The 26795-nt window shown below is 58.3% G+C and carries 23 protein-coding genes; 11 read left to right on the top strand and 12 right to left on the bottom strand.

The genetic code is table 11. From position 1 onward, the window contains the following. Positions 1-15 precede the first annotated feature (15 nt). Complete coding sequence (locus ACOTXD_RS05855) at positions 16-1317, bottom strand: MFS transporter (RefSeq protein ID WP_045343614.1); 1302 nt, start codon at positions 1315-1317, stop codon at positions 16-18. Positions 1318-1605: 288 nt separating this feature from the next. Here ACOTXD_RS05855 and ACOTXD_RS05850 point away from each other — a divergent pair, with 288 nt between their 5' ends. Beyond that, entirely contained in the window at positions 1606-2679 is a 1074-nt protein-coding gene (locus ACOTXD_RS05850) for a LacI family DNA-binding transcriptional regulator (protein WP_061856309.1), read from the top strand. Here the strand turns inward: ACOTXD_RS05850 and ACOTXD_RS05845 are convergent. The 4 genes from ACOTXD_RS05845 to ACOTXD_RS05830 all read right to left on the bottom strand — a co-directional run bounded on the left by ACOTXD_RS05845 (position 2676) and on the right by ACOTXD_RS05830 (position 8391). Then, a complete protein-coding gene (locus tag ACOTXD_RS05845; protein ID WP_061856310.1) occupies positions 2676-3932 on the bottom strand; it encodes a DUF1479 domain-containing protein in 1257 nt (418 codons plus the stop codon). The genes ACOTXD_RS05850 and ACOTXD_RS05845 overlap by 4 nt on opposite strands. Before the next feature lie 151 nt (positions 3933-4083). Continuing rightward, a complete protein-coding gene (locus ACOTXD_RS05840) occupies positions 4084-4899 on the bottom strand; it encodes a Cof-type HAD-IIB family hydrolase (protein ID WP_045346766.1) in 816 nt (271 codons plus the stop codon). Positions 4900-5054: 155 nt separating this feature from the next. Further along, the gene (locus ACOTXD_RS05835; RefSeq protein WP_126501148.1) at positions 5055-7487 is read right to left on the bottom strand and encodes a formate C-acetyltransferase/glycerol dehydratase family glycyl radical enzyme; all 2433 of its coding nucleotides are present in this window, start codon (positions 7485-7487) and stop codon (positions 5055-5057) included. Positions 7488-7491: 4 nt separating this feature from the next. After that, on the bottom strand, positions 7492-8391 hold the full coding sequence (locus ACOTXD_RS05830; protein WP_061856313.1) for a glycyl-radical enzyme activating protein: 900 nt from the start codon (positions 8389-8391) through the stop codon (positions 7492-7494). A 127-nt stretch (positions 8392-8518) separates the two neighbouring features. Here ACOTXD_RS05830 and fsa point away from each other — a divergent pair, with 127 nt between their 5' ends. Beyond that, positions 8519-9181, top strand: a complete 663-nt coding sequence (gene fsa, locus ACOTXD_RS05825; RefSeq protein WP_061856314.1) for a fructose-6-phosphate aldolase — start codon at positions 8519-8521, stop codon at positions 9179-9181. 89 nt (positions 9182-9270) lie between these two features. Here fsa and moeB read toward each other — a convergent pair whose 3' ends face one another. Together moeB and moeA are read right to left on the bottom strand one after the other, a co-directional pair. Continuing rightward, complete coding sequence (gene moeB / locus ACOTXD_RS05820; RefSeq protein WP_022650669.1) at positions 9271-10023, bottom strand: molybdopterin-synthase adenylyltransferase MoeB; 753 nt, start codon at positions 10021-10023, stop codon at positions 9271-9273. 1 nt (position 10024) lies between these two features. Continuing rightward, positions 10025-11257, bottom strand: a complete 1233-nt coding sequence (gene moeA / locus ACOTXD_RS05815; protein WP_421766385.1) for a molybdopterin molybdotransferase MoeA — start codon at positions 11255-11257, stop codon at positions 10025-10027. Positions 11258-11446: 189 nt separating this feature from the next. Here moeA and iaaA point away from each other — a divergent pair, with 189 nt between their 5' ends. Genes iaaA through gsiD form a run of 5 tightly spaced genes read left to right on the top strand, consistent with a single transcriptional unit; the run spans position 11447 to position 17669 of the window. Then, positions 11447-12385 carry a beta-aspartyl-peptidase gene (gene iaaA, locus ACOTXD_RS05810; RefSeq protein ID WP_061856316.1) on the top strand — a complete coding sequence of 313 codons (939 nt, stop codon included), beginning with the start codon at positions 11447-11449 and terminating at the stop codon, positions 12383-12385. 11 nt (positions 12386-12396) lie between these two features. Next, positions 12397-14268, top strand: coding sequence for a glutathione ABC transporter ATP-binding protein GsiA (gene gsiA / locus ACOTXD_RS05805; protein ID WP_061856317.1), 1872 nt, complete (start codon positions 12397-12399; stop codon positions 14266-14268). Positions 14269-14291: 23 nt separating this feature from the next. Next, positions 14292-15830 carry a glutathione ABC transporter substrate-binding protein GsiB gene (gene gsiB / locus ACOTXD_RS05800; protein ID WP_003858426.1) on the top strand — a complete coding sequence of 513 codons (1539 nt, stop codon included), beginning with the start codon at positions 14292-14294 and terminating at the stop codon, positions 15828-15830. Between the two features lie 5 nt (positions 15831-15835). Next, positions 15836-16756, top strand: a complete 921-nt coding sequence (gene gsiC / locus ACOTXD_RS05795; RefSeq protein ID WP_006809475.1) for a glutathione ABC transporter permease GsiC — start codon at positions 15836-15838, stop codon at positions 16754-16756. Position 16757: 1 nt separating this feature from the next. Beyond that, positions 16758-17669, top strand: coding sequence for a glutathione ABC transporter permease GsiD (gene gsiD, locus ACOTXD_RS05790; protein ID WP_003858425.1), 912 nt, complete (start codon positions 16758-16760; stop codon positions 17667-17669). Between the two features lie 63 nt (positions 17670-17732). Here the strand turns inward: gsiD and rimO are convergent, their stop codons facing one another. Beyond that, complete coding sequence (gene rimO / locus ACOTXD_RS05785; protein WP_022647549.1) at positions 17733-19058, bottom strand: 30S ribosomal protein S12 methylthiotransferase RimO; 1326 nt, start codon at positions 19056-19058, stop codon at positions 17733-17735. A gap of 217 nt (positions 19059-19275) precedes the next feature. Here rimO and bssR point away from each other — a divergent pair, with 217 nt between their 5' ends. Continuing rightward, on the top strand, positions 19276-19659 hold the full coding sequence (gene bssR, locus ACOTXD_RS05780; RefSeq protein ID WP_061856319.1) for a biofilm formation regulator BssR: 384 nt from the start codon (positions 19276-19278) through the stop codon (positions 19657-19659). Between the two features lie 106 nt (positions 19660-19765). Next, complete coding sequence (locus tag ACOTXD_RS05775; protein ID WP_045347492.1) at positions 19766-20884, top strand: PQQ-dependent sugar dehydrogenase; 1119 nt, start codon at positions 19766-19768, stop codon at positions 20882-20884. On the opposite strand, the gene ACOTXD_RS05770 is transcribed toward ACOTXD_RS05775, so the two are convergent. Beyond that, the gene (locus tag ACOTXD_RS05770; RefSeq protein ID WP_003858411.1) at positions 20885-21511 is read right to left on the bottom strand and encodes a glutathione S-transferase family protein; all 627 of its coding nucleotides are present in this window, start codon (positions 21509-21511) and stop codon (positions 20885-20887) included. 243 nt (positions 21512-21754) lie between these two features. Here ACOTXD_RS05770 and dacC point away from each other — a divergent pair, with 243 nt between their 5' ends. Then, complete coding sequence (dacC, locus tag ACOTXD_RS05765) at positions 21755-22960, top strand: serine-type D-Ala-D-Ala carboxypeptidase (protein WP_022650677.1); 1206 nt, start codon at positions 21755-21757, stop codon at positions 22958-22960. An 86-nt stretch (positions 22961-23046) separates the two neighbouring features. Here dacC and deoR read toward each other — a convergent pair whose 3' ends face one another. From deoR to ACOTXD_RS05750, 3 genes are all read right to left on the bottom strand, one after another. Beyond that, positions 23047-23805, bottom strand: coding sequence for a DNA-binding transcriptional repressor DeoR (gene deoR, locus ACOTXD_RS05760; RefSeq protein WP_022650678.1), 759 nt, complete (start codon positions 23803-23805; stop codon positions 23047-23049). Positions 23806-23872: 67 nt separating this feature from the next. Next, on the bottom strand, positions 23873-24481 hold the full coding sequence (gene ybjG / locus ACOTXD_RS05755; RefSeq protein ID WP_003858405.1) for an undecaprenyl-diphosphate phosphatase: 609 nt from the start codon (positions 24479-24481) through the stop codon (positions 23873-23875). A 7-nt stretch (positions 24482-24488) separates the two neighbouring features. Further along, the gene (locus tag ACOTXD_RS05750; protein ID WP_032657833.1) at positions 24489-25217 is read right to left on the bottom strand and encodes a phosphatase PAP2 family protein; all 729 of its coding nucleotides are present in this window, start codon (positions 25215-25217) and stop codon (positions 24489-24491) included. 167 nt (positions 25218-25384) lie between these two features. On the opposite strand from ACOTXD_RS05750, the gene ACOTXD_RS05745 reads away from it, so the two are divergent. After that, positions 25385-26617, top strand: a complete 1233-nt coding sequence (locus ACOTXD_RS05745; RefSeq protein WP_022650680.1) for an MFS transporter — start codon at positions 25385-25387, stop codon at positions 26615-26617. Positions 26618-26795: the final 178 nt, after the last annotated feature.

The raw sequence follows: 26795 nt of genomic DNA, 5'->3' as shown, positions 1-26795 counted from the left end.
GCAATACATCCACAATCAGGCGCGCTTGGCGCGACGTTCAGCAATAAATGCTACCAGGAAGAGAGCGCCAATCAGGTCAAAGAACCCCATGGCGATAAAGAGCGGGTTGAAGCCGATTTTGTCGGCGGTCACCCCGATTAACAGCGAGAACAGGAAGCTGGCGATCCACGCCGCCGAGCCGCGCATGCCGTTGACGGTCGCCATTTGGCCCTTATCGAAGGACTCCACCACCAGCGCGCTCAGCATGCAGGAGATAATCTGGTGCCCGAAGCCGCCGATGGAGATCAGCACGATGGTGATATACGGGTCGCGGGTTACGGCGACGACCGCCAGTGAAATCATCAGAAACGCGCCTGTGACGGAGCTGGCCACCACCGAGTTCACGCGGGAGCAGCCGAACAGGCGGGTATACAGACGCGTCAGGTAGCCGCTCGCCACGCTGCCGAGGTCGGCGGCGAGGAACGGCAGCCAGGCGAACATCGCGATCTGTTTCAAATCCATGCCGTGCTCTTTGGCGAGGTACAGCGGCACCCAGAAGCTCAGCACCGCCCAGGCGGGTTCTGCCATAAAGGCCGGAATGGCGATACCGTAGAAACGTTTGTTTTTTGAAACGGTTTTCAGCGCGGTCAGGAAGGGCAATTTGACCGGCGCTGGTTCGTTATCCTGCTTGATAAACGCCAGCTCGTCCTTGCTCAGGTTCGGGTGCTGCTCGGGGTTGTGGTAGAACGCCCACCAGAGGATCACCCACAGCAGCGCCAGCACGCCGGTAAACATAAACGCCCCCTGCCAGCCGAACGAGGCGTGAGCAAAGTAGATGATAGGCGGAGCCAGCATCGCGCCGATGGAGAAGCCCACGCCTGCCCAGCCAGCAGCAACGGGACGCTCTGATTTCGGGAACCATTCGCCGATGGTTTTGGCGTTCGCCGGGGTGGCAGCGGCCTCTGAAGCCCCCATAAAGAAGCGCAGTATGGCCAGGTGCAGCCAGCTTCCGGCACCCGCGTGGAAAATACACATCAGCGCCCAGATCCCGGCGCAGACCATAAAGCCAATCTTCAGGCCAATGACGTCAATCAGCCAGCCGCACAGGGGCTGGAAAATGGTATAGGCGATCTGGAACGCGCCGACGATCCAGGAGTATTGCTCGGTGGTGATCCCGAGGCTCTCTTTCAGTTCCGGAGCGAGAATACCTAAGGAATTTCGGGTGATGTAGTTAACGGTGACGCCCAGCAAGAATAGCACCAGCACGTACCAGCGCAGGTTCTTGATGACGCGACGGGTTTTGCTTGTCGCAATGGTGTTATTGATGTCCTGACTCATTTTACTCTCCACAAGACGGACGGTAAGGGGACGGAGGTTCAGGTGTCACACAGATTGTTATGCCTTTGATTTCAATCCGCTTATAATGCTTAAGTTGCTATACAACTAGTATGGAAGCTGTGTGACAAGTTCACCTTAAGGAAGAAAATGAGTGGGCAAAAGTGGATTTTGTGCAAAATTTCTCATAACCGACGAAAACACTCTGGCATGATGGCATTCACGTCAGTTATTGCCTGACACACACGCTATGAAAATTTTTTCATTTCGCAAATGGAGCCAGATCACAAAATGGACAAAAGGCTAAAAATCACCGAAATCGCGGCCCGTACGCAGCTCTCCATCAGCACCGTTTCGCGGGTGCTGGCGGGGAAAGCGAATACCAGCGAAAAAGCGCGTGCAAAGGTGCTGGCGTGCGCGCGCGAGCTGGGGGTAATGGACGGCATGGCGGCAGGGCGTCTGCTGCTTAACAGCCTGGTGGTTTTTGCCCCGCAGCGCGCTTTCGACGAGCGGTCCGACATCTTTTACTACCGCGTGATCCAGAGCGTGAGCAAAGCACTTGCCTCCCACGAGGTCCGGTTGCGCTACTGCGCGCTGGAGGAGAACGACAGCGACGCCCAGCTGTTTCTGGCGCGGATGAACGAGCCGGACACGCAGGCGGCCATTCTTCTTGGTATTGACGATCCGCATATCCACGATCTGGCGGTGGACGTGGGCAAACCCTGCATGCTGATTAACTGCCGCGACCGGCACATGCGTCTGCCTGCCGTTGCGCCGGATCACCGCGCCATCGGCGAGCGGGCGGCGGAGTACCTGTTCGAGATGGGGCACCGCGAGGTGATGAACGTGCTGTGCCTGCGTCGCTACACCATGGAGCTGCGCCTGTCGGGGATCCGCGACGCGTGGCAGTCCCACAACCTGGCGTTCAACGACAAGCGCGATCTGCTGGTGGTGCCAAGCTTCAGCGCCAGAGAGACGGAGCAGCTGGTGAGCGATTGGCTAAATCAGCAGCAGGGAAAAGACCTGCCGACGGCATTCCTGGTTGGCGGCGACTTTATGGCGGCGGGCACCATCAGCGCCTTAAAAAACCACGGCCTGCGCGTGCCGCAGGACGTCTCGGTGATGAGCATCGACGGCTTTAACCTGGCGGCGATTCAGGATGTTCCATTAACAGCCGTGCATGTTCCCCGCGATGAGCTGGGAACGGAAGCGGTACACATGCTCCAGCAGCGGCTCATGCGCCTGGACGCGCCGGTAGGCACATTGCTGCTGAACGGCACGCTGACCGTGCGGGAGTCGGTACGGCGGATACGTCAGGGGAAACGACGCACCGCCGTGGAGCGGGAAGGGCTGTATGACAGCTAGACCATGCCCAGCGCGCGTTTGCCGTGGATGTTGAGATCGTTCACGGTAAAGCGGTCCTGCCAGGTTTTTTCATAATCCTCGCGCGGAAAGTCTCCCGGCGACGCGCCGGTCTCCAGCGCTTCCTTGACCTTCTTCGCATAGGCGAGGTTCTTCTCGCACATCGGTGCGGCGGGGATATACATCACGTTGCCCCAGCCCTGCTGATTATCCACCGGCGCGACGGAGTGGATCACATCGCAGTGCCACCACACCGAATCACCCGCCTCCAGCGCCGGAATGCTGGTCAGCGCCTCGATAAGCAGCGGGTGCCACTTCTCGGAAACCGGCAGCACGCGCCCCGGCGCCACGCCGCACAGCTCGTCCTCCGGCACGTCGTCCAGCAGCGGACGCAGCAGAATATAGGCCATTGCTTCCGGGATCGGCACCACGTGCAGCAGCCCCTGGCCGGGGATCATGTCCGATAGCGCCGTCCAGCCCTGGAAGGTGCGGAACACCGAGCATTTGGTGGTGTTATCGACGGTATACTCTTCCACTTCGGTACGATGCGCGGCGTTCCACGGATCGTATTTCTCAACGTTGCCGTCAAACACGCGGGCAAAGACCTGCTGATAAGCGGGCAGCAGCCAGCGCTCCAGCGCGCCGGAGTCGGTATGCGCGCCGAGTCCCTTCGAGGTGGTTCCCGGCGGACGGCGGCGGATACGATCCGGGTAAATCACGCTCACGTCCGGGTCGAACCACTGCTTGCCGTTGCTCTCGAACGTCCATAAGCGGTTCAGGAACGACTGCACCTGCGCCATTTCTTCGCTCTGGCGCGCCTGCATTTGCGCCTGCGACCAGTAGATCGGGTAAATCTCCGGACGGGAGGCGGTCAGGGTGCCGAAGAAGTTATCGCCTGGCCCTTTGTACACCTCGTCAAACTTGTTCAGCTCGAGGTAGTCGAGCATCGACTGATCCCACGCCAGCGCCTGCTCGCGCGGGAAGTGACCTTTAATCACCGCGCAGCCGCGGCGCTTAACGGCCTCGCGCTGCGCGTCGGTAATCGTGCCGTTTTTCACATCGTTAAACGGAATTACCGGCCAGACGGATTCACCTTTATTTTTGAGGGCGTTAATTTCCGCCACGCGGGTGGCAATGCTGTCGCTGAGCTTGTCGAACACCGCCTGCACGTCGCCGATCTGCGCGCGTAACTCACGTTTCAACTGACGGATTGCCGCTTTGTGATCCGCCGGCAAGGTTTCACTGGTAAAGGTCATAACTGCCTCGCATCTTTCATTCGAAAGTAAAAATATCTACAAGCGATACTTTAAGTTAAAAATAAGTTAATGCAAGTTTAAAAACTTGACCTGCGCCACAGGACGGGAAAATGAGTGAGGGTGCCGGAGCAGGACTCCGGCGAGGAAAGGATCAGACGTCGAAAGGAGAGTGGTTGTCGAGCACGGCCTGAATGACGTTCAGCGCGCCCTGATGGTTGTTGTCGTCAGTGCTGTAGCGGCTGATTTCTTTGATGCTTTCCGCCGCGTTGCCCATCGCAAAGGAATATTTCACCAGCTTCAGCATCTCGGCATCGTTGCCGCTGTCGCCAATGGCCACGCACTCTTGCGGAGAGATTTTCCAGCGCTTCAGCAGGCGGCTGATGCCGTTGGCTTTGTGCAGGCCGGGGATAATTAAATCGACAAAGCCAAAGCCGCTGGTGACCGGCTTCATGATGCCGTCCAGGGAGACGTGGAGTTTATCCACCAGATTAGGAATATCGCTGTCCGGCAGGTTCAGGGAGAACTTAAACAGCACGTCGTCAATTTCGCGGTAATCGCTGATGCGCTTTAAGCGGTGATAGTGCTTTGACATCAGCGCCACGAACGCGTCAGGGGCCTGGTCGCTGACGTAGGCGCTCTCCAGCCCGCAGGCCACGAAGTTCAGCCCTTTGTCTTTCAGCAGTTCGCCAATCACGATCTGCGACTCATGGCGGGTCAGTTCGCCGTGGAAAATCTGTTCGCCGTGATCGAAGACCAGTGCGCCGTTTTCCGCCACGAAGGAGATTTGATCCTTCAGTTCCGGGAAAAACGAGATGAGCTGGTAATACTGGTTGCCGCTGGCGACAACAAATTCAATGTTGCGGGCTTTAAGCTGTTTAAACTGTGCCTGGAAGCGGTCACGATCGTACTGCTTGGCATCATCAAGGAAAGTTCCGTCCATATCGGTGACGATAACTTTTACGGTCATACTATGCTCCTGGGTCACTGCGTTTTGAAACATTCTAATAACAAGGTGACGGGGAGCACAAATTTAATTTCATTCGAAAGTAAAAGCAAAACGGCAACCGAGGTTGCCGTTTTTAGTGTTTTCTCCCTCTCCCTCAAGGGAGAGGGGATACACTATTACAGCGTATGCTCAGTACGAGCGATAATATCGTCCTGCGCATCCGGCGACAGGGCGGTGAAGAACGCCGAGTAGCCCGCCACGCGCACCACCAGGTCACGATACTGATCCGGGTGTTTCTTCGCCTCCAGCAGCGTTTCGCGCGAGACGATGTTGTACTGGATATGCCAGCCCTTATGCACCTCGAAGAAGGTGCGCAGCAGCACCATCAGCTTCTGGCGATCGCTGTCGTTTTCCAGCGTTGACGGGTTCAGCTTCTGGTTCAGCAGCACGCCGCCGAGAATCGCTTCCGTCGGCAGTTTGCCCACCGAGCCAATCACCGCCGTCGGGCCGAGGTGGTCGGTACCGGAAGCCGGGCTGGCCCCTTCCGCCAGCGGGGTATGCGCCTTACGTCCGTCCGGTGTCGCCATCGTCGCCGCGCCAAACGGCACGTTCGCGGAGATAGAAGAAGTACCCGCGTAATAGTTACCGCCAATCGGGCCGCGGCCGTAGCGCGGGTTATGGTACTGCTTCAGCTCTTCAATGTAGGTCTGATAGGCGCGGGTCAGCAGCATATCCACGCTGTCGTCGTCGTTGCCGTACTTCGGCGCGCCGTTGATCAGGCGCTGGCGCAGCTGCTCGTGGGTTAGCCCCTCGAAGTCATCCGCCAGCGCCGCCGCCAGCTGCTGCTGGCCGATAACACCCTGGTCAAACACCAGCTTCTTCACCGCCGCCAGGCTGTTGCCGAGATTGGCGATACCGACCTGTAGGCCGGAAACCCAGTCATACTTCGCGCCGCCCTGCTTGATGCTTTTCGCGCGCTCGATGCAGTCGTCCACCAGCGCCGAGCAGAGAATATCGTGGACGTTCTGTTCCAGCATAGTGTCCACCACGTATTCAATTTCGATGGATTTGCGGGTGTAGTAGCGGATCTGGGTGTCCCACGCCGCCATCACCTCCTCGAAGTTATCGAAGTTACCGGCAGAGAGGGCTTTCTCCTGCGGCAGGAACACCTTGCCGCTGGTGGCGTCGCGGCCGCCTTCCAGCGCGGCCAGCATCACGCGGGCGAAGTTGATAAAGCTCATGCCGGTGCAGCGGTAGCCCCATTTGCCGCCCACCGCGGTTTCGATACAGCCAATGGCCGCGTAGTCGTAGGCATCGTCGCGTTCAACGCCGAGCTTGATGAATTCCGGAATGACGATTTCGTCGTTGTTGAACGCCGGCATGCCGAAACCGCAGCGGATCACCTGCACGCAGGCGTCGAGGAAGTCGTTGCTCATGCCCGCGTGATAGCGCACGCTCAGGTTTGGCTGGGTGGAGCGCAGGCGGCCGCAGGATTCGAGGATCGCGTAGGAGAGCGGGTTGACCGCGTCCATTGGCTCGCCGTTGACCAGCTTCTGGCCGCCGATGGTGACGTTCTGATACAGCGGGCTGCCCGCCGAGGCTTTGGAGTGCGAGCCGGAGCGGATTTTGTTCACCTCCAGCAGCTTCAGCCAGCAGCTGTGCAGCAGCTCGATGGCGTGCTCGCGGTCCAGGCTCTGGTCCAGCTCCACGTCGCGGCGATAGTACGGGTAAAGGTACTGGTCCATACGGGCAAAGGAGACGGAGTGACCGTTGGACTCAATTTGCAGGATTAGCTGAATGAAGTAGCACAGCTGTAGCGCCTGCCAGAAGGTTTTTGGCGGCTCGTGAGCAATCACGTCGCAGTTTTCTGCCATCGCCAGCAGCTCGTCGCGGCGGCTTTCGCGGGTTTCGCTGGAGGCCATCTCGCGCGCCAGATCGGCGAAGCGTTTGATGTGCAGGCTGACGGCTTCCAGCACGATATCAATGGCTTTCAGGAACTGATCGCCGTGCAGGTCTTCCAGCACCGTCAGGTTGATGCGTGAGCGGCGCTCGGCCACTTTGGCGCGCAGGCCGTCCAGCCCTTTCTCCAGCACCAGCGGGAAGTTCACCGCCAGGTGCGCGTCGCCGGAGGTCATGTTGCCTTCGGCTTTGATGATGCCGGTTTCCAGCAGGCCTTTCTGCTCGTCGGTGAACATGCCGTAGCAGCGATCCTGCACCGTCTGGCCGCGCCACCATGGGCAGATCTCATGCAGCACGCGCTTGTTCTCTTCGCTCACCGCAAAGCCCGCGCCCGGACGGTCCGCCAGGTCGTCAATCTCTTTCTCAATCCAGGAGACGGTATATTCCGGGAAGATCGGCGCGGCGCGCACTTCGCTGGCCTGGTTCCCGATGATCAGCTCGTCGTGCTTGATCCAGATGGTACGCTTGGCCAGGTGATGCGCCAGCGCCAGGGCGCGGCGCACCGGGATCGGCTTGTCCATGTGCTGCTGGTACATTTCGGTGTAATGCTGGGCGCGCTCGGTACAGACCGGCGGCTTCACGATATGCACCAGGGCCGTTTTGTGCGCCTTAATGCGCTCGCTGAGGGTGTTGAGATTCAGGGTGGTCATAAGTTTATCCTCGTAAGGTCGCGGTTAACCCTTTCTGGCAGGCGTACTGCTGCGCGAAGTCCAGCAGGGCAGGGTTATCCAGCGGTTTGTCAGGGGCAGAGTAGGGTTGGCCGAGCAGGGTGTATTTGTTCATGCCCAGCGTGTGATACGGCAGAAAATGAATATCATCGACGCCGAGTTCATCGGCGGCGAAATTGGTAATGGCGGTAACGGACGCTTCATCGGCGTTAAAGCCCTGGATCAGCGGCACGCGGATGGTGATCGTTTTCCCGGCGGCGGCCAGGCGTTTCAGGTTGTCCAGGATGCGCTTAGCCGAACCGTCCGTCCACTGCTTGAAAACATCTCCGTCGACATGCTTCAGGTCGGCGAGGAACAGATCGACGTACGGTAATGACGGCTCGATATAGTGCCAGGGCACGTGAAGGCAGGTTTCAACGGCGGTATGAATGCCTTGTTCATGGCTGGCTTTAAACAGGGCGTGCGCCAGGTCAGGATTCATAAACGGCTCGCCGCCGGAAAGGGTGATCCCGCCGCCGCTGCGGTCGTAGAAGGGTTTATCGCGCAATACGGTCGCCATGATCTCTTCGACCTGCTGTTCTTCGCCGCAAACGGTCAGCGCCTGCGTCGGGCAGCAGTCGGTGAGGGCATCAAGCGTCTCTTCACTCAGCTTTTCGCGGTGGATGACCAGGCCATTCAGCGCGCGTTCGATGCAGCCCGGTGCCGCCTGCTGGCACAGGTCGCAGCCGTCCAGGCACAGACGCGCATCAAACAGCACGTCCCGGCTGCGGGAGCGGCTTTCCGGGTTCTGACACCAGCGACAGCCCAGCGAGCAGCCTTTCAGGAATACCACGGTTCGAATACCTGGGCCGTCGTGGGTGGAGTAACGCTGTATATTGAAGATCATTTTTTTGCCCTCGTATTACACATGAAGATTAAATTACTTTCGAATGAAAGTTAGCTTGATATGGGTCAATTCCTGAGCAGGTTTTGCTGTGATAGGGTAAGTGCAGGCTAAATTTGAGGGTGACATCATGGAACTTTATCTCGACACATCTGACGTTGCGGCAGTCAAAAAGCTGGCACGTATCTTCCCGCTGGCGGGCGTGACCACTAACCCAAGCATTGTGGCGGCGGGTAAAACCCCCCTGGAAGAGCTGCTGCCCGCGCTGCACGACGCGCTGGGCGGCAAGGGCCAGCTGTTCGCTCAGGTGATGGCGAAGACCGCCGAGGGGATGGTGGAAGACGCGCGTAAGCTGCGCGCCATCATTAACGATCTGGTGGTGAAAGTGCCGGTGACCGCAGAAGGGCTGGCGGCGATCAAGATGCTGAAGGCGGAAGGGATCCCGACCCTGGGCACGGCGGTCTACGGTGCCGCGCAGGGGATGTTGTCCGCGCTGGCGGGGGCGGAGTATGTGGCCCCTTACGTTAACCGCGTGGACGCGCAGGGCGGGGACGGGATTCAGACCGTAATTGAGCTGCAACAGTTGCTGACCCTGCACGCGCCGCAGTCAAAAGTGCTGGCGGCGAGCTTTAAAACCCCGCGCCAGGCGCTGGACTGCCTGCTGGCAGGGTGCGAGTCCATCACGCTGCCGCTGGACGTGGCGCAGCAGTTTATTACCTCTCCGGCGGTGGATGCGGCAATTGTGAAGTTTGAGCAGGACTGGCAGGGGGCGTTTGGGCGGACGTCTATTTGATGGGTGTGGCCTGATGCCCTCACCCCAACCCTCTCCCACAGGGAGAGGGAGCAAACACTAAAACGGCAACCTGAAGGTTGCCGTTTGCTTTAACCTTCGCACACCTCACACCCGGGATTACGCATTAGCTTCATCTCGCGAAACTGGCAGGTCATCGCGTCATACATCACGATTTTACCCGCGGCGGGCGTGCCATAGTGCGCCAGCACTTTGATCGCCTCCATGGCCTGCAAGGAACCGATAACGCCAACCAGCGGCGCCATTACGCCCGCCTCGACGCAGGTCAGCGCATTCTCGCCAAACAGACGGCTCAGGCAGCGGTAGCAGGGCTCTCCTTCAGCGTAGGTGAATACGGTGATTTGCCCCTCCATGCGGATGGCAGCGCCGGAAATCAGCGGCGTTTTATGGGCAAAGCAACCCGCATTGAGCTGGTTGCGAATGGCGACGTTATCGGTGCAGTCCAGCACCAGGTCATGCCGTGCAATCTGCGCAAACAGCGCGTCGTCATCCAGCATCGCGTCAATCAGGGTGAACTGAACGTTGGGGTTAATGCGCGCCAGCGCCGTGCGTGCTGATTCCACTTTAGGCTGACCGACCGTCGCGTCGCTGTGCAGCGTCTGGCGTTGCAGGTTGGACACCGACACGGTGTCGAAATCCAGCAGCGTCATGCTGCCGACGCCCGCCGCAGCCAGGTATTGCGCTGCCGCGCAGCCCAGCCCGCCAAGACCCACAACCAGCACGCTGGCCGCCTTGAGCGCCTCCTGACCCTCGAAATCAAATCCGCGCAGCACGATCTGGCGGTTATAGCGCATCATCTCCGGGTCGCTCAGTTCCATCGTCATGTCAGCCTCCGAACAGGTGGTTAAAGCGTTCCACTTCAACCCATTCGCCCGCCTCAACGTGGCCGCGATCGCGCTCCAGCACGATAAAGCAGTTACCCTGGCTGAAGGAGCTAAAGATGTGCGAACCCTGATGCCCGGTGGTGCTCACCTCCAGCTCGCCGTCGGCGTTGCGCGCCAGAATGCCGCGCTGGAAATCGAGACGGCCCGGTGATTTTTTGAGGCGCGTTGCCGCCCACACGCGCAGACGTTCCGGCAGCGGGCTGGCATTGTTGCCTGAAAGCTTCGCCAGCAGCGGGATCACCAGCTGGTAGAAGGTCAGCGCGGCAGAGACCGGGTTACCCGGCAGGCCACAGAACCAGCTGTGCGGAAGTTTACCAAACGCGAACGGTTTGCCCGGCTTAATCGCCAGCTTCCAGAAGGCGATTTCACCCAGCTCTTCAAGCAAGGTTTTGGTGTAATCCGCTTCGCCAACCGAAACGCCGCCGGAGCTGATCACCACGTCGGCAGAGGCGTCAGCGTCGATAAACGCCGCGCGCAGTTTTTGCGGATCGTCAGGAATGATACCGAGGTTAATCACCTCGCAGCCCAGCTGCTCAAGCATCAGGTGCACCGCCAGACGGTTGGTGTCGTAAATCTGCCCCTCGTTCAGCGGCTGACCCGGAAGCTGTAGCTCGTCTCCCGTGGAGAACACCGCTACGCGCACTTTGCGGACCACGTCAATCTCCGCGATGCCAAGCGATGCCAGCACCGGCAGTTCGGCGACCGTCAGTTTTTGCCCGGCGGCAAAGACCGTTGCGCCCAGGGTAATGTCTTCCCCGATATGGCGGATATTCTGTCCCGCTTTGACGCTGGCGGTAAAACGCACGCCGTCGTCCGTTTGTTCGGTCTCTTCCTGCATCACCACGGCTTCACAGCCCGTTGGCACCGGCGCGCCGGTCATAATGCGCACGCAGGTGCCCGCTGGCCACTCACCGTTGAACGGCTGCCCGGCAAACGCTTTCCCTGCCACCGGCAGCGGCTGACCCGTTTGCAGATCCGCCAGACGTACGGCATAGCCGTCCATCGCCGCGTTATCGAACCCCGGCACGTTCAGCGGCGAGACGATATCGCGCGCGGCAATACGGCCAAAACAGCGCACAAGCGGCAGCGTCTCAACGTCGTGCAGGGGAGTAATACGATCAAGCATCTGCGAGAGTGCCGTCTCAAGCGGCATCAGTCCGGCGGTAAAATCCATGGTGGGCTCCTGCGGAGTAACAACGAAAGCGCTCATTATGGCAGAAAAGTGCGGCTAACTGTATGACCCGATGGGTGTACGCTTTACATCACAGTTGCGTCTTTCTATATTCAAAAATCATCTGAAGATTCGTCGACGATAATGATATTTATAGAAAAAGCAGCCAGCCAGGCTGATGGGTGATGCGAAATGAGTAAAGCGGTTATCGCAATTCATGGCGGTGCCGGGGCAATCACCCGTGCACAGCTCAGTCCCGAGCAGGAGAAGCGTTATATTGATGCGCTGAACGCCATTGTGGAAACAGGCCAGCGGATGCTGGAAGCGGGCGACAGCGCGCTGGACGTGGTGACCGAAGCGGTGCGCCTGCTGGAGGAGTGTCCGCTGTTTAATGCCGGTATTGGCTCGGTCTTTACGCGCGATGAAACGCACGAGCTGGATGCCTGCGTGATGGACGGCGTCACCCTGAAAGCGGGCGCGGTAGCGGGCGTCAGCCGTCTGCGTAATCCGGTGCTGGCCGCGCGTCTGGTGATGGAACAAAGCCCGCATGTGCTGCTGGCCGGGGCGGGGGCGGAAAAATTTGCCGTCGAGCACGGTATGGACACGGTCTCGCCCGAGCTTTTTTCCACCGAGGAGCGTTACCGGCAACTGCTGGAGGCCCGTACAGCGGGGATGACGCAGCTGGACCATACCGCGCCGCTCGATGAACGCAGCAAAATGGGCACGGTAGGCGCGGTGGCGCTGGATAAAGCCGGTAACCTCGCCGCCGCGACGTCGACAGGCGGCATGACTAACAAACTTCCCGGTCGCGTCGGCGACAGCCCGCTGCCGGGGGCCGGGTGTTACGCCAATAACGCCACCGCGGCGGTGTCATGCACCGGCACCGGCGAAGTGTTTATCCGCGCGCTGGCGGCCTATGACATTACCGCACTAATGGATTACGGCGGATTAAGCCTGAGTGAAGCCTGCGAGCGGGTAGTGATGGAGAAACTGCCGGCGCTGGGCGGGATTGGCGGCTTAATTGCGGTGGATCGGGAGGGCAACGTGGCTCTGCCGTTTAACAGTGAAGGGATGTACCGGGCGTGGGGGTATGCCGGCGATGCGCCCAGCACAGGCATTTATCGTGAATAAGGGGGCATTGCGTGCCGCACCGTGAAGAGCTGGACAACTGCGAAGTGCTGGCTGTCCACCAACTGAATATTGCGTTTCAGGAAGAGCGGCAGTTCATCCCCGCAGTACAGAATTTATCGTTTTCGCTCAGACGCGGCGAGACGCTGGCGATTGTTGGCGAATCAGGTTCCGGTAAATCCGTTACCGCGCTGGCGCTGATGCGTCTGCTTGAGCAGACGGGCGGGCAGGTCACCAGCGAGCGGATGCTGTTGCTCCGTCGCAACCGTCAGGTTATCGATCTCAACGAGCTGAGCGCGTCCCGGATGCAGGGTGTGCGCGGGGCAGATATTGCGATGATTTTTCAGGAGCCGATGACCTCCCTGAACCCGGTTTTCCCGGTGGGCGAGCAGATTGCCGAATCTATCCGCCTGCATCAGGGACTGAGCGGTGATGAGGCGCTCAACGAAGCAAAACGGATGCTGGAGCTGGTGCGTATCCCTGAGGCGCACGCGATTTTGTCCCGCTACCCGCATCAGCTTTCCGGCGGCATGCGCCAGCGGGTGATGATTGCGATGGCGCTGTCGTGCCGTCCGGCGGTACTCATTGCGGACGAACCCACCACGGCGCTGGATGTCACTATTCAGGCCCAGATCCTGCAACTGATTAAGGTGTTGCAGCAGGAGATGGAGATGGGGGTGATTTTCATCACCCACGATATGGGGGTGGTGGCGGACATTGCCGATCGGGTGCTGGTTATGCATCAGGGCAATGCCGTGGAAACCGGCACGGTGGAGCAGGTCTTTCATGCGCCGGTGCATTCTTATACCAAAGCGCTGCTGGCGGCGGTCCCGCGTCTGGGGGCCATGAATGGCAGTGATTTTCCGCGCCGTTTTCCGCTGATCTCACAGACCGAACAGGGCAAGCAGGAAGACGAAACCGAGCAGGATACGGTGGTTCCCGGCAGGCCAATCCTCGAAGTGCGTGACCTGGTGACCCGTTTCCCGCTGCGTAGCGGGATCCTCAATCGCGTGAAGCGCGAAGTGCATGCGGTTGAAAACGTCAGTTTTGATCTCTGGCCGGGCGAAACGCTGGCGCTGGTGGGGGAGTCCGGCTGCGGTAAATCCACCACCGGACGGGCGCTGCTCAGGCTGGTGGCGTCGCAGGAGGGGAGCATCACCTTCAACGGTGAGCGCATCGACACGCTACCTAATAGTAAATTGCAGGCGGTGCGCCGGGATATTCAGTTTATATTCCAGGATCCTTATGCGTCGCTCGATCCGCGCCATACGGTGGGGTACTCGATTATGGAGCCGCTGCGGGTGCATAACCTGCTCGACGGTGAAGCCGCGCAGCGCCGCGTCGCGTGGCTGCTGGAGCGCGTGGGCCTGAAGCCGGAGCATGCCTGGCGTTATCCGCACGAATTTTCTGGCGGTCAGCGACAGCGTATCTGCATAGCCCGGGCATTAGCCCTGAATCCGAAGGTGGTTATTGCGGATGAGTCCGTGTCAGCGCTGGATGTCTCCATCCGCGCGCAAATCATCAATCTCCTGCTCGATTTACAGCGGGATTTAGGCATTGCGTTTCTGTTTATCTCCCACGATATGGCGGTGGTGGAGCGGATCAGCCATCGCGTGGCGGTGATGTACATGGGGCAAATAGTTGAAATCGGCCCCCGTCGGGCGGTGTTTGAAAACCCGCAGCACCCGTACACCCGCAAGCTGATGGCCGCCGTACCGGTTGCCGATCCTGAGCATCGTCACGCCCAGCGCGTGCTGTTGCAGGACGAAATGCCGAGCAATATTCGTAAACGGGGCGAAACCCTTGAGCGCGTGGCGCTGCGTGAGGTGGGTCCCGGTCATTTTGTCGCACCACCGCGTCAGGGCAATGCATTCTCGCGGTTATAACTTACAACAGGCAGGAGAACACAATGGTTCCTTTTGTTGCTCGTCAATGGCTGCTTGCCGCGAGCGTGACGGCTGCGCTGGCCGCCGCCCCCGCGTTCGCGGCGAAAGATGTGGTGGTGGCTGTGGGGTCTAACTTCACGACGCTGGATCCGTATGATGCTAACGACACCCTTTCTCAGGCGGTGGCAAAATCTTTCTACCAGGGGCTGTTCGGCCTGGACCGCGAGATGAAGCTGAAAAACGTGCTGGCGGAAGGCTATACCGTGTCGGACGATGGGCTGGTCTATACCGTTAAGCTCCGTACCGGCGTGAAGTTCCAGGACGGCACCGACTTCAACGCCGAGGCGGTTAAGATCAACCTGGACCGTGCCAGCAATCCGGAGAACGGTCTTAAGCGCTACAACCTGTATAAAAATATCGCCAGCACCGAGGTGGTTGACCCGGCGACGGTGAAGATCGTCCTGAAAGAGCCGTTCTCGGCGTTTATCAATATCCTGGCGCATCCCGCGACGGCGATGATTTCACCCGCTGCCCTGAAAAAATACGGCAAAGAGATTGGCTTCCACCCGGTGGGGACCGGACCGTACGAACTGCTTACCTGGAACCAGACCGATTATGTGAAGGTGAAAAAATTCGCCGGATACTGGCAGCAGGGGCTGCCGAAGCTGGATACAATCACCTGGCGTCCGGTCGTGGACAACAATACCCGTGCCGCGATGTTGCAAACCGGCGAAGCGCAGTTTGCCTTCCCGATCCCTTACGAACAGGCGGCGCTGCTGGCGAAAAACAGCAAGCTGGAGCTGGTGGCCAGCCCGTCGATTATGCAGCGCTACATCAGCATGAACGTCACGCAGAAACCGTTCGATAACCCGAAGGTGCGCGAAGCCATCAACTACGCCATTAACCGTCAGGCGCTGGTGAAGGTGGCCTTTGCCGGTTACGCCACTCCCGCGACGGGCGTGATGCCGCCAGCCATCGAGTATGCGCAGAGCTACCAGCCATGGCCGTACGATCCGGCGAAAGCGCGGGAGCTGCTGAAAGAGGCGGGCTATCCGAACGGCTTTAGCACCACGCTGTGGTCGTCTCATAACCACAGTACCGCGCAGAAGGTGCTGCAATTTACCCAGCAGCAGCTGGCGCAGGTGGGCATTAAAGCCAGGGTCACGGCGATGGATGCCGGACAGCGAGCGGCGGAAGTAGAAGGCAAAGGGCAGAAAGAGAGCGGCGTGCGGATGTTCTACACCGGCTGGACGGCTTCAACCGGCGAAGCGGACTGGTCCCTGTCGCCGCTGTTCGCTTCCCAGAACTGGCCGCCAACGCTGTTCAATACCGCGTTCTACAGTAATCCGCAGGTGGATAAAGATCTGGCCGATGCCCTGAAAACCACCAAACCGGAAGAGAAAGCGCGCCTGTACAAAGAGGCGCAGGACATTATCTGGAAAGAGTCGCCGTGGGTGCCGCTGGTGGTGGAAAAACTGGTCTCAGCCCACAACAAAGCGCTGACCGGTTTTTACATCATGCCGGATACGGGCTTTAGCTTTGATGACGCGGATTTAAAATAAAACTCATGCTGAATTATGTGTGTAAACGCCTGCTGGGGCTTATCCCGACGCTGCTGATTGTGGCCGTGCTGGTGTTTTTGTTTGTCCATATGCTGCCCGGCGATCCAGCGCGTTTGATTGCCGGACCGGAAGCGGATGCGACGGTTATTGAACTGGTGCGTAAACAGCTCGGTCTTGACCAGCCGCTGTACAGGCAATTTCTGCGTTACATTGGCAATGTCCTTCAGGGCGATTTCGGCATCTCAATGGTGTCGCGTCGTCCGGTGTCGGAGGAGATTGCCAGCCGCTTTATGCCTACCTTCTGGTTAACGATTGCCAGTATGAGCTGGGCGGTAGTGTTTGGCCTGGGAGCGGGGATTGTCGCCGCCGTCTGGCGCAACCGCTGGCCGGATAAGCTCGGTATGGCGCTGGCGGTCACCGGCATCTCTTTCCCGGCGTTTGCGCTGGGCATGCTACTGATGCAGATTTTCTCCGTTGAGCTGGGCTGGTTGCCGACCGTCGGGGCCGACACCTGGAAGCACTACATTCTTCCCTCTATGACGCTTGGCGCGGCCGTTGCGGCGGTGATGGCTCGGTTTACCCGCGCCTCGTTTGTCGACGTGCTGAGCGAAGATTACATTCGCACCGCGCGGGCAAAAGGGGTGAGTGAGAAATGGGTCATTCTGAAGCATGGTTTTCGTAATGCGATGATACCGGTGGTCACGATGATGGGGCTACAGTTCGGCTTCCTGCTGGGCGGCTCTATTGTGGTTGAGAAGGTCTTTAACTGGCCGGGGCTGGGGCGCCTGCTGGTCGACTCGGTCGATATGCGTGACTATCCGGTCATTCAGGCTGAAGTCCTGCTTTTCTCGCTGGAGTTTATTCTTATCAACTTAGTGGTGGATGTGCTGTACGCCGCCATTAACCCGGCCATCAGGTATAAGTAAGATGCGATTACTGAACTGGCGTCGCCAGGCCATTTTAAACGCTATGCCGGGGATCAGGCCGGACCATATTCGCACCCCGTGGATTGAGTTCTGGCGTCGATTCCGTCGTCAGCCCGTCGCTATGGTCGCCGGGTTGTTTGTGTTACTGCTGATCCTGGTGGCGATTATCGCCCCCTGGTTAGCCCCGTTTGATGCGGAAAACTACTTCGATTACGACCGGCTGAACGATGGACCGTCGATGATGCACTGGTTTGGCGTGGACTCGCTCGGGCGCGATATTTTCAGCCGCGTGCTGGTAGGGGCGCAGATCTCGCTGGCGGCCGGGGTCTTTGCGGTGCTGATGGGCGCAGCAATTGGCACCGTGTTGGGGCTGGTGGCCGGGTACTACGAAGGCTGGTGGGACCGCATCATCATGCGTATCTGCGATGTGCTGTTTGCCTTTCCCGGTATTCTGCTGGCGATTGCCGTGGTGGCGGTGATGGGCAGCGGCATGGCGAACGTCATCATCGCCGTGGCGGTATTCTCGATTCCCGCTTTCGCGCGTCTGGTACGTGGCAACACGCTGGTGCTGAAGCAGCAGACCTTTATCGAGTCGGCGCGCAGCATGGGAGCCAGCGATGCCACCATCCTGTTCAGCCATATTCTGCCGGGAACGGTCTCGTCTATCGTGGTCTATTTCACCATGCGCATAGGCGTGTCGATTATCTCGGCGGCCAGCCTGTCGTTTCTGGGGTTAGGCGCACAGCCGCCGACGCCGGAGTGGGGCGCGATGCTGAACGAGGCGCGGGCGGATATGGTGATTGCGCCACACGTGGCGATCTTCCCGAGCCTGGCGATTTTCCTGACCGTGCTGGCGTTTAATTTACTGGGGGATGGGCTGCGCGACGCGCTGGATCCGCGGATAAAAGGGTAGTGCTGTGGAATGTGCCGGGTGGCGGCGACGCCTTACCCGGCCTGGAACAGAGGCGTGGGGAGATTAAACCCGGCTGCCCCATAAATCATACTCGTCGGCGTTTTCGACCTTCACGCGAATAATATCGCCCGGCTTGACGTTGGTTTCGCCGTTCAGGTACACCGCGCCGTCGATTTCAGGCGCATCCGCCATGCTGCGGCCAATCGCGCCTTCTTCGTCCACTTCGTCGATAATCACCAGAATTTCGCGGCCCACTTTCTCCTGCAAGCGTTCAGCAGAGATCTGCTGTTGCAGCTGCATAAAGCGGTTCCAGCGCTCCTCTTTTACCTCTTCCGGTACCTGGTCCGCCAGCTCGTTGGCCGTTGCGCCTTCAACCGGGCTGTACTTGAAGCAGCCGACGCGATCCAGACGCGCCTCTTTCAGGAAGTCGAGCAGCATCTGGAAATCTTCTTCGGTTTCACCCGGGAAGCCGACAATAAAGGTGGAGCGCAGGGTAAGATCCGGGCAGATCTCACGCCACTGCTTGATGCGCGCCAGCTGGCGGTCAACGGAGCCAGGACGTTTCATCAGCTTCAGAATGCGCGGGCTGGCATGCTGTAGCGGGATATCCAGATACGGCAGGATTTTGCCTTCCGCCATCAGCGGGATCACATCGTCAACGTGCGGGTAAGGATAGACGTAGTGCAGGCGCGTCCAGATCCCGAGCTTAGCCAGCTGCTCGCACAGGCCGACCATGCTGGTTTTCACTGGCTCGCCGTTGTGGAAACCGGAACGGTGTTTAACGTCCACGCCGTAGGCGGAGGTGTCCTGGGAGATGACCAGCAGCTCCTTCACGCCCGCGTCGGCCAGGCGTTTGGCTTCTGCCAGCACCTCGCCAATCGGACGGCTCACCAGATCGCCACGCATCGACGGGATGATGCAGAAGGTGCAGCGATGGTTGCAGCCTTCGGAAATTTTCAGGTAGGCGTAGTGGCGCGGCGTCAGCTTCACGCCCTGTTCCGGCACCAGGCTCAGGAACGGGTTGTGCTTTGGTTTGGGGACGTAGTGATGAACATGTTCCAGCACCTGCTCGTAGCTGTGCGGGCCGGTGATCTCCAGCACTTTCGGGTGAACTTCGCGGATCTGATCCACCTTCGCGCCCAGGCAGCCGGTGACAATCACTTTGCCGTTTTCCGTCAGGGCTTCACCAATAGCTTCCAGTGACTCCTGGACCGCGCTGTCGATGAACCCGCAGGTGTTGACGATCACCATGTCGGCGTTGTCGTAGCTTGGCACCACGTCATAGCCTTCAGTGCGAAGTTCAGTCAGGATGCGTTCGGAGTCCACCAGGTTCTTCGGGCAGCCCAGGGAGACAAAGCCGATTTTCGGCGGGTGCGTAACATTGCTCATAGGTTAAAAATTCATCAATTATGGAGTTATCAGGGCGGGATTTTACAGCGTATCGCAGGGGATTTATACACTCTTGATGGCGCAGTTGAGGCCGGCAATCGTTGTAACATTGTAAAGAATGTTAATCAGTTATCGTTTATTGATCCCAGGCATTACATTGTACAAAAAATGACCTTATTCTTAATGAGGTAACATGGCTGACAGGGGAGGAAATAGCATGTCCGTTGACAGACTGAAACGCGATCTGCTTAACAAGCTGATCAACGCCCGAATCGACCTGGCTGCATATCTGCAACTCCGCAAGGCGAAAGGGTATATGTCAGTCAGCGAAAGCGAAAATCTGCGTGATAACTTCTTTGAACTTTGCAATTTCATGCGTGAAAAAGCACCCATCCTGAAAGCGCACTACGCTGAAAGCGAATTAGTGGCGCTGCGCCGCGCCGCCGAGGTGCTCTCCATCGCCGGGGTCTCTTTGATGAACGGACGTCACGACTGCCCGAATTTTATTGCCGTTAACGCGGAGAAGCTTGAAAACTGCCTGACCACGCTCGCGCTTTGCATCATGTGTCTGAACAAGCCGGAAACGCTTGCCCGGCACTGAACCCGGGGGAGGCAACTCCCCCTTCTGTTTAAGCTTTTGTAAAAGTGGTAACGCACCCGGGAACAGTGGCTAATCTTTAAGCCATATGTCGATAAAGGAGTGCGTTATGCCTCGATCCTCGCTGATTTTCCTTCCAGTCTTGTTATTCCCGCTTTCACTGCTTGCAGCGCCTGAGACGGTTAAGGTCGACGTGCTACAGACAAAACTGGATCACCCCTGGTCGCTGGCGTTTCTGCCAGATAACAAGGGGCTGCTCATCACGCTCAAAGACGGGCAGCTTAAGCACTGGCAGGCAGGGAAAGGGCTCTCCGATCCGATTGTCGGCGTGCCGAAAGTGTGGGCGAGCGGCCAGGGCGGACTGCTGGACGTCGCGCTGGCCCCGGATTTTGCACAATCACGGCGGGTCTGGCTCAGCTTCGCCGAGGCAGGTAATGATGGCAAAGCGGGTACCGCGGTGGGCTACGGGCGGTTGAGCGATGACCTGTCGCGCATTGAGGGCTTCCAGGTGGTGTTCCGACAGATGCCGAAGCTCTCTACCGGCAACCACTTTGGCGGACGGCTGGTGTTCGACGGCAAAGGCCATCTTTTTATTGGCCTGGGTGAAAACAACCAGCGCCCGACGGCGCAGGATCTGGACAAGCTTCAGGGCAAGGTGGTGCGCCTGACGGAGGACGGAAAAGTGCCACCGGATAATCCGTTTGTGAACACCGCCGGTGCGCGCCCGGAAATCTGGTCCTATGGCATTCGCAACCCGCAGGGAATGGCGATGAACCCGTGGAGTGACACGCTGTGGCTCAACGAACACGGACCACGCGGTGGGGATGAGGTTAACATTCCTGAGAAGGGCAAAAACTACGGCTGGCCCCTGGCGACGCACGGGATCAATTACAGCGGCCTGAAAATCCCGGAAGCAAAAGGCGAGCACGTTGAAGGCACCGAAAAACCACTGTTTGTCTGGAAAGTGTCGCCCGCCGTCAGCGGCATGGCGTTCTACAACAGCGACGTCTTCCCGCAGTGGAAAAACAAGCTGTTTATCGGCGCGCTGAAGGAGAAAGACGTCATCGTGCTGAGCGTGAAGGGTAATACCGTGACGGAGGATGGGCGAATTCTTGGGGATAAAGATCAGCGTATCCGCGATGTGCGCGTCGGGCCGGATGGTTATCTGTACGTGCTGACCGACGAGACGGACGGGCAGCTTTGGAAAGTCAGCCCGTCCGGGTCGTAATCAGGTCACCGGGATCATCACCACGTTGCGATACGCCGGGCGCTCGCTGAGCTGCTGGATCCAGCGCTCAAGGTGAGGGCGCGGGGTCCAGCTGAGACCCATGTTAGTGAGGTTCCAGACGAAGGGGGCGACGGCGATATCGCCCACGCCGAACGTGTCGCCGGAGAACCAGGTATGCTTCGCCAGTTCGTCGTCCATCATCGCAAACAGCGACTCGCACGCGTCCTGGGCGGCATGAATGGCGGGATAATCACGATCGGCTTCCGGCGTACGGATAAGCCCCATCAGGATCACGCGGTGCGTTGGGGAAAGCGTCTGGTTTGCCCAGTCCATCCATTTTTCGCCCTGCGCGCGCTGGGCCGGATTTTCAACCCACAGGCGACCCTGGCCGTACTGCGCGGCGAGATAACGCACAATGGTATTGGACTCCCACAGCGTGGCGTCTGTCTCGTCATCGCGCAGCAACGGCACCAGCCCGTTTGGGTTCATCGCCAGATAGTCGGCGTCTTTATTCACCCCGAACGCCATGCCAGCCATAATTTGGTTGAACGGTAAATCCAGCTCCTCCAGCGTCCAGAGCACTTTCTTCACGTTAGTCGAATTGTTCCTGCCCCACAGCGTAATCATATTTACTCCCGATGAGATGTGAATCCGAGTCAGCTTTTCGCCATGGTGAGATAAACCTAACAATTACGCAACAGATGCTAAAAAAAACGCCGCAATCAAAGCGTATCTGAATGTTATTGCATAAACTTTAAAAACTTTACCTGGAACAGGTTTCTTTGAAGGCTGTAGTGCGCTATTACTCATCGCTTCTTGCGACACGGTGATTGTGACGTGATTTTTAGAATGGACACTCGGGTGGCATTTATGACGCAAAAAACTTCTTCTCTGCGCAGCCTGGCGGCAGGCTCGGCGCTGCTTTTCCTTTTTGCCCCAACGCTTCATGCGGCGGAACAGACAGCGCCCGAAGCGCCGCCTGTTGATGCGCGCGCCTGGATCCTGATGGATTACGCCAGCGGGAAAGTGCTGGCGGAAGGTAACGCCGACGAAAAACTCGACCCGGCGAGCCTGACGAAAATTATGACCAGCTATGTGGTCGGCCAGGCGTTAAAAGCAGGCAAGATCAAGCTGAATGACATGGTCACCGTCGGGAAAGATGCCTGGGCGACCGGTAACCCGGCGCTGCGCGGCTCGTCCGTGATGTTCCTGAAGCCCGGTGATCAGGTCTCCGTTTCCGATCTGAATAAAGGGGTCATTATTCAGTCGGGAAATGATGCCTGTATTGCGCTGGCCGATTACGTCGCGGGCAGTCAGGACTCGTTTATTGGGCTGATGAATGGCTACGCGAAAAAACTGGGTCTGACCAATACCACCTTTAAAACCGTTCACGGCCTGGATGCGCCGGGTCAGTTCAGTACCGCGCGCGATATGGCGCTGCTGGGCAAAGCGCTGATCCATGACGTTCCGGATGAGTACGCCATCCATAAAGAGAAAGAGTTTACCTTCAATAATATTCGCCAGCCTAACCGTAACCGCCTGCTCTGGAGCAGTAACGTTAACGTGGACGGCATGAAAACCGGTACAACTGCCGGGGCCGGATACAACCTGGTGGCTTCTGCGACGCAGGGCGATATGCGCCTGATCTCGGTGGTGCTGGGCACGAAAACCGACCGCATTCGTTTTAACGAGTCAGAAAAACTGCTGACCTGGGGTTTCCGCTTCTTTGAAACCGTCACGCCGATTAAGCCGGACGCCACCTTCGTCAGCCAGCGCGTCTGGTTTGGTGATAAAAGTGAAGTAAACCTGGGGGCAGGTGAAGCGGGGTCCGTCACCATTCCACGCGGCCAGCTGAAAAACCTGAAAGCCAGCTATACCCTGACCGAGCCACAGCTGACCGCGCCGTTAAAAAAAGGCCAGGTGGTCGGGACGATAGATTTCCAGCTTAACGGCAAATCCATTGAGCAGCGTCCGCTGGTGGTAATGGAAGCGGTGGAAGAGGGCGGCTTCTTCAGCCGGATATGGGACTTTGTGTTAATGAAATTCCACGGCTGGTTTGGCAGCTGGTTCAGCTAAGTTTTTGCCGGGTGGCGCTGCGCTTACCCGGCCTACGTTCGAGCCGTTGTAGGCCGGGTAAGGCGAAGCCGCCACCCGGCATAACCTCAATACATCAACTTCACCTGCTGCGCTTTCGCGTATGCCACCAGCTCGTCATCCGGGCGGCAATCACTGACGATGGCGTCAAAGCGCGACAGTTCACCCATCCTTGCCGGACGGACCTTGCCAAATTTACTGTGATCAACCACCAGCACATGCTGCTGTGCGGCGTTGAGCGCCCACTGTTTCACCGGTAACTCTTCAAGATTAAAACAGGTTGCCCCCTGTTTCACATTCACGCCCGCCGCAGAGTAAAAGGCGATATCCGGGCATACATTGCTCAGCGTGTCCTGAATATTCAGCGGTTTGAAAATGGCGTTGCTGGCATGAAATTCGCCGCCACACAAAATCACCCGGCACGCCGGTTTCTCCTGCAAGGCAAGGAAGGTGTTTAGCGAATAACAGACGGCGGTAAACGGAACGGTGCTGTCGATGGCCTCGATGATCCACGGGGTTGTCGTACCGCAGTCAAAAAACAGCGTTTGATGCGGCTGCACCAGCGAGGCGGCGAGCCGCGCGGCTTTGCGCTTCTCCTCCACCAGGCGTGTTTTTTGATCGCTTAACAGATAATGGCTGGCGCTACGCGGCTCCAGAACAATATACCCGCCAAGCAGCACAACGGGGGCGCTGTCGCTGTTCAGATCGCGACGAATGGTCATTTCAGACACGCCAAGCAGGGTAGCGGCTTCCTTAAGATGCAGCTTATCGCTGCGCTTCAGCGCCTGGAGCAGCTGAGCAATGCGGTCATCGCGACGTGTTTCCATAGATCCTCGGGCTAAAAAAGTGAGCCCCCGCAGGGCGGGGGCTCAAGTGTAACCTGACGGACCGGGGTTAGTCACGTATCCAGCCTTTGCGGATCGGAAGGGCAAACAGAACGCGATAGGCCTGTGATAATCCACGATAAAGCGCCGGACCAAAGAGGCTCCACAGGATGGCTGCGCTGACGCAGCCCATCAGTCCCACCAGGAAACCGCCGACCATATCCAGCGGCCAGTGCACGCCCAGGTAGACGCGGGACCAGGCGATGGCGACCGCCACGCCCATCAGCACTACGCCGGACCACAGGCGATGCCAGAACAGGAAGGCCAGCGCAAAGGTGAAGATCACCGTGCCGTGATCGCTCGGGAACGAGTCGTCCGGCGCATGGTGCAGGAAGTTGTAGCCGACGCGATCGACAAACGGACGATCGTGTGGGAAGGCGTGGCCCAGCACGTAGCTTGCCAGCACGCTGACGCCGATCGCCATCGCCATTTTGATCACCAGATGGCGCTGGGCGGTGACCTGTGTACGAGGTCCCCATAACCAGAGGATCACCGCCAGCGCCGGTACAATGCTGATCACATCTTTCGCAATGAAGGTGGCGAGATCGATCATCCATTCCGGTGACGACGGCGTGGCGTTGAGCAGGTAAAACAGTTCGTAGTTCAGATTTTCTAACATAATCTCGTTACTCTTTAGCAAACCAGGCGGAAACCAGCCCGTAAACCAGCACCTGGGAAAACCAGACCCACCACCCGGCCCACAGGTTGTGAGAGAAAAAATGCGCGCCGCGCATGACCTGCCCGAATCCCATCAGCAGCCCCATAACAACGCCCAACGCGACAAAGGTCCAGGCCAGGCGTGGACGTTCACGCCAGAAGGCAAAAAACAGCCCCATCACCATAAACCCGCTTGAGGCGTGGCCGCCGGGAAAGCAGCGTCCCGGTCCGCTGTCTGCCGGAATCGCGCTGAACAGGGGATACGAGACGGCTTTGCCGCCATACTCCACCAGATCCCACGGACAGCTGTGGTGGCTCATGCTTTTCAGGGCTCCTACAACGAGCGCGCCCAGACCCATCAGAAGCGCGGCTGTCACCAGCCGGGCATTGCGTCTGTAAGTCCCGTAAACCAGCGCGATGACGGCCAGGGCAATGGCCACATATTTCGCCAGCCGATGGTTGAGCAGATCCAGCAGCGGATTTTGCTGTAGCGGGAAATGATGCGTCGCCGCGTCATACCAGAAGCCGGTGATCCATCGGTCAAGCGATTCATCGCGCGAAAGCCAGGTAAAAAGCAGCGCAAGGACGATCAGCACGAAAAGCTGATAACCATAAAAGCGGGCAGGCAAACGGTAAAGGCGTTTTGTCTTATTTGTCGGTAACTTAGATAATTCTGAAGGGCTGACGGCGTGTGTCATAGTTTCGGTCAATAACGTGAAATAGCACTATCATAAGGAGGGCAACTTAAGGAAACCTTAAACAACAACGATAAGTGCGTTATTTCTGTTTTTTCACGTTAATTTGCTATCTCAGACAGCGGCAATTCATTACACTCATCGCGATTTTTTCATATTAAAGAGATTGCATGATAAACCGTTCTTCTTCCGGTAATCGTCTGGGTCGTCAGGCGTTACTTTTTCCTCTGTGTCTGGTGCTTTACGAATTCTCTACCTACATCGGCAACGACATGATCCAGCCAGGCATGCTGGCTGTGGTTGAGCAGTACAACGCAGGTATTGAGTGGGTACCTACATCGATGACCGCCTATCTCGCGGGCGGCATGTTTTTACAGTGGCTTTTAGGGCCGCTGTCGGATCGTATTGGCCGCCGCCCGGTGATGCTGACGGGCGTGGTATGGTTTATCGTCACCTGTCTCGCCACGCTGCTGGCGCAGAACATTGAGCAGTTTACGTTGCTGCGTTTTCTTCAGGGCGTGAGCCTGTGCTTTATTGGTGCCGTGGGCTACGCCGCTATTCAGGAGTCGTTTGAGGAGGCGGTATGTATCAAAATTACCGCGCTGATGGCGAACGTGGCGCTGATTGCACCGCTTCTGGGGCCGCTGGTGGGAGCCGCATGGGTCCACGTCGCGCCGTGGGAAGGGATGTTCGTGCTCTTTGCCGCGCTTGCGGCCATCTCTTTCTTTGGTCTGCACCGTGCGATGCCGGAGACCGCCACCCGCCTGGGCGAAAAGCTCTCGCTTAAAGAGCTGGGGCGTGACTATAAGGCGGTGCTGCAAAATGGCCGTTTCGTCGCGGGCGCACTGGCGACGGGCTTTGTCAGCCTGCCGCTGCTGGCGTGGATTGCCCAGTCGCCGGTCATTATCATCAGCGGCGAACAGCTTAGCAGCTATGAGTATGGCCTGTTACAGGTGCCGATTTTTGGCGCGCTGATTATCGGTAACCTGGTGCTGGCGCGTCTGACGTCACGCCGTACCGTGCGTTCGCTGATTATTATGGGCGGTTGGCCCATAGCGGCAGGGCTGATTATCGCGGCGGTGGCGACCGTAGCCTCGTCTCATGCGTACCTGTGGATGACGGCGGGGCTGAGCATTTACGCGTTTGGTATCGGCGTGGCGAATGCCGGTCTGGTACGCCTGACGCTGTTCGCCAGTGAAATGAGTAAAGGCACGGTCTCTGCCGCGATGGGGATGCTGCAAATGCTGATTTTCACCGTCGGAATTGAGGTGAGCAAGCATGCTTATGCGTTTGGCGGAAACGGGCTCTTCAGCCTGTTCAATCTCGCAAACGGCGTGCTGTGGGTAGGTCTGATGGTGGTGTTCCTGAAGGACAAACGCGTCGGAAACGCCCTGCAACCGTAATCCTTATTCCCTCTCCCCCGTGGGCGAGCTCGGGACAGTTCCCTCTCCCTGTGGGCTGAGGGATCCCCTGCAATTTGAAAGCAAAAGCGATAACGTTGCCTCAGAATAACTGAGGGCTTTCAGCGATGCCTCGGTCCGGCTGTAAATCGCTGAGGCGTTTCCTGTAGGCCGGGGCGAG

Origin of the sequence: Enterobacter cloacae complex sp. CDL013, assembly GCF_049238805.1 — a bacterium.
Taxonomy (GTDB): domain Bacteria; phylum Pseudomonadota; class Gammaproteobacteria; order Enterobacterales; family Enterobacteriaceae; genus Enterobacter; species Enterobacter hormaechei_C.
This window is presented reverse-complemented; position numbering and strand designations above follow the sequence as displayed.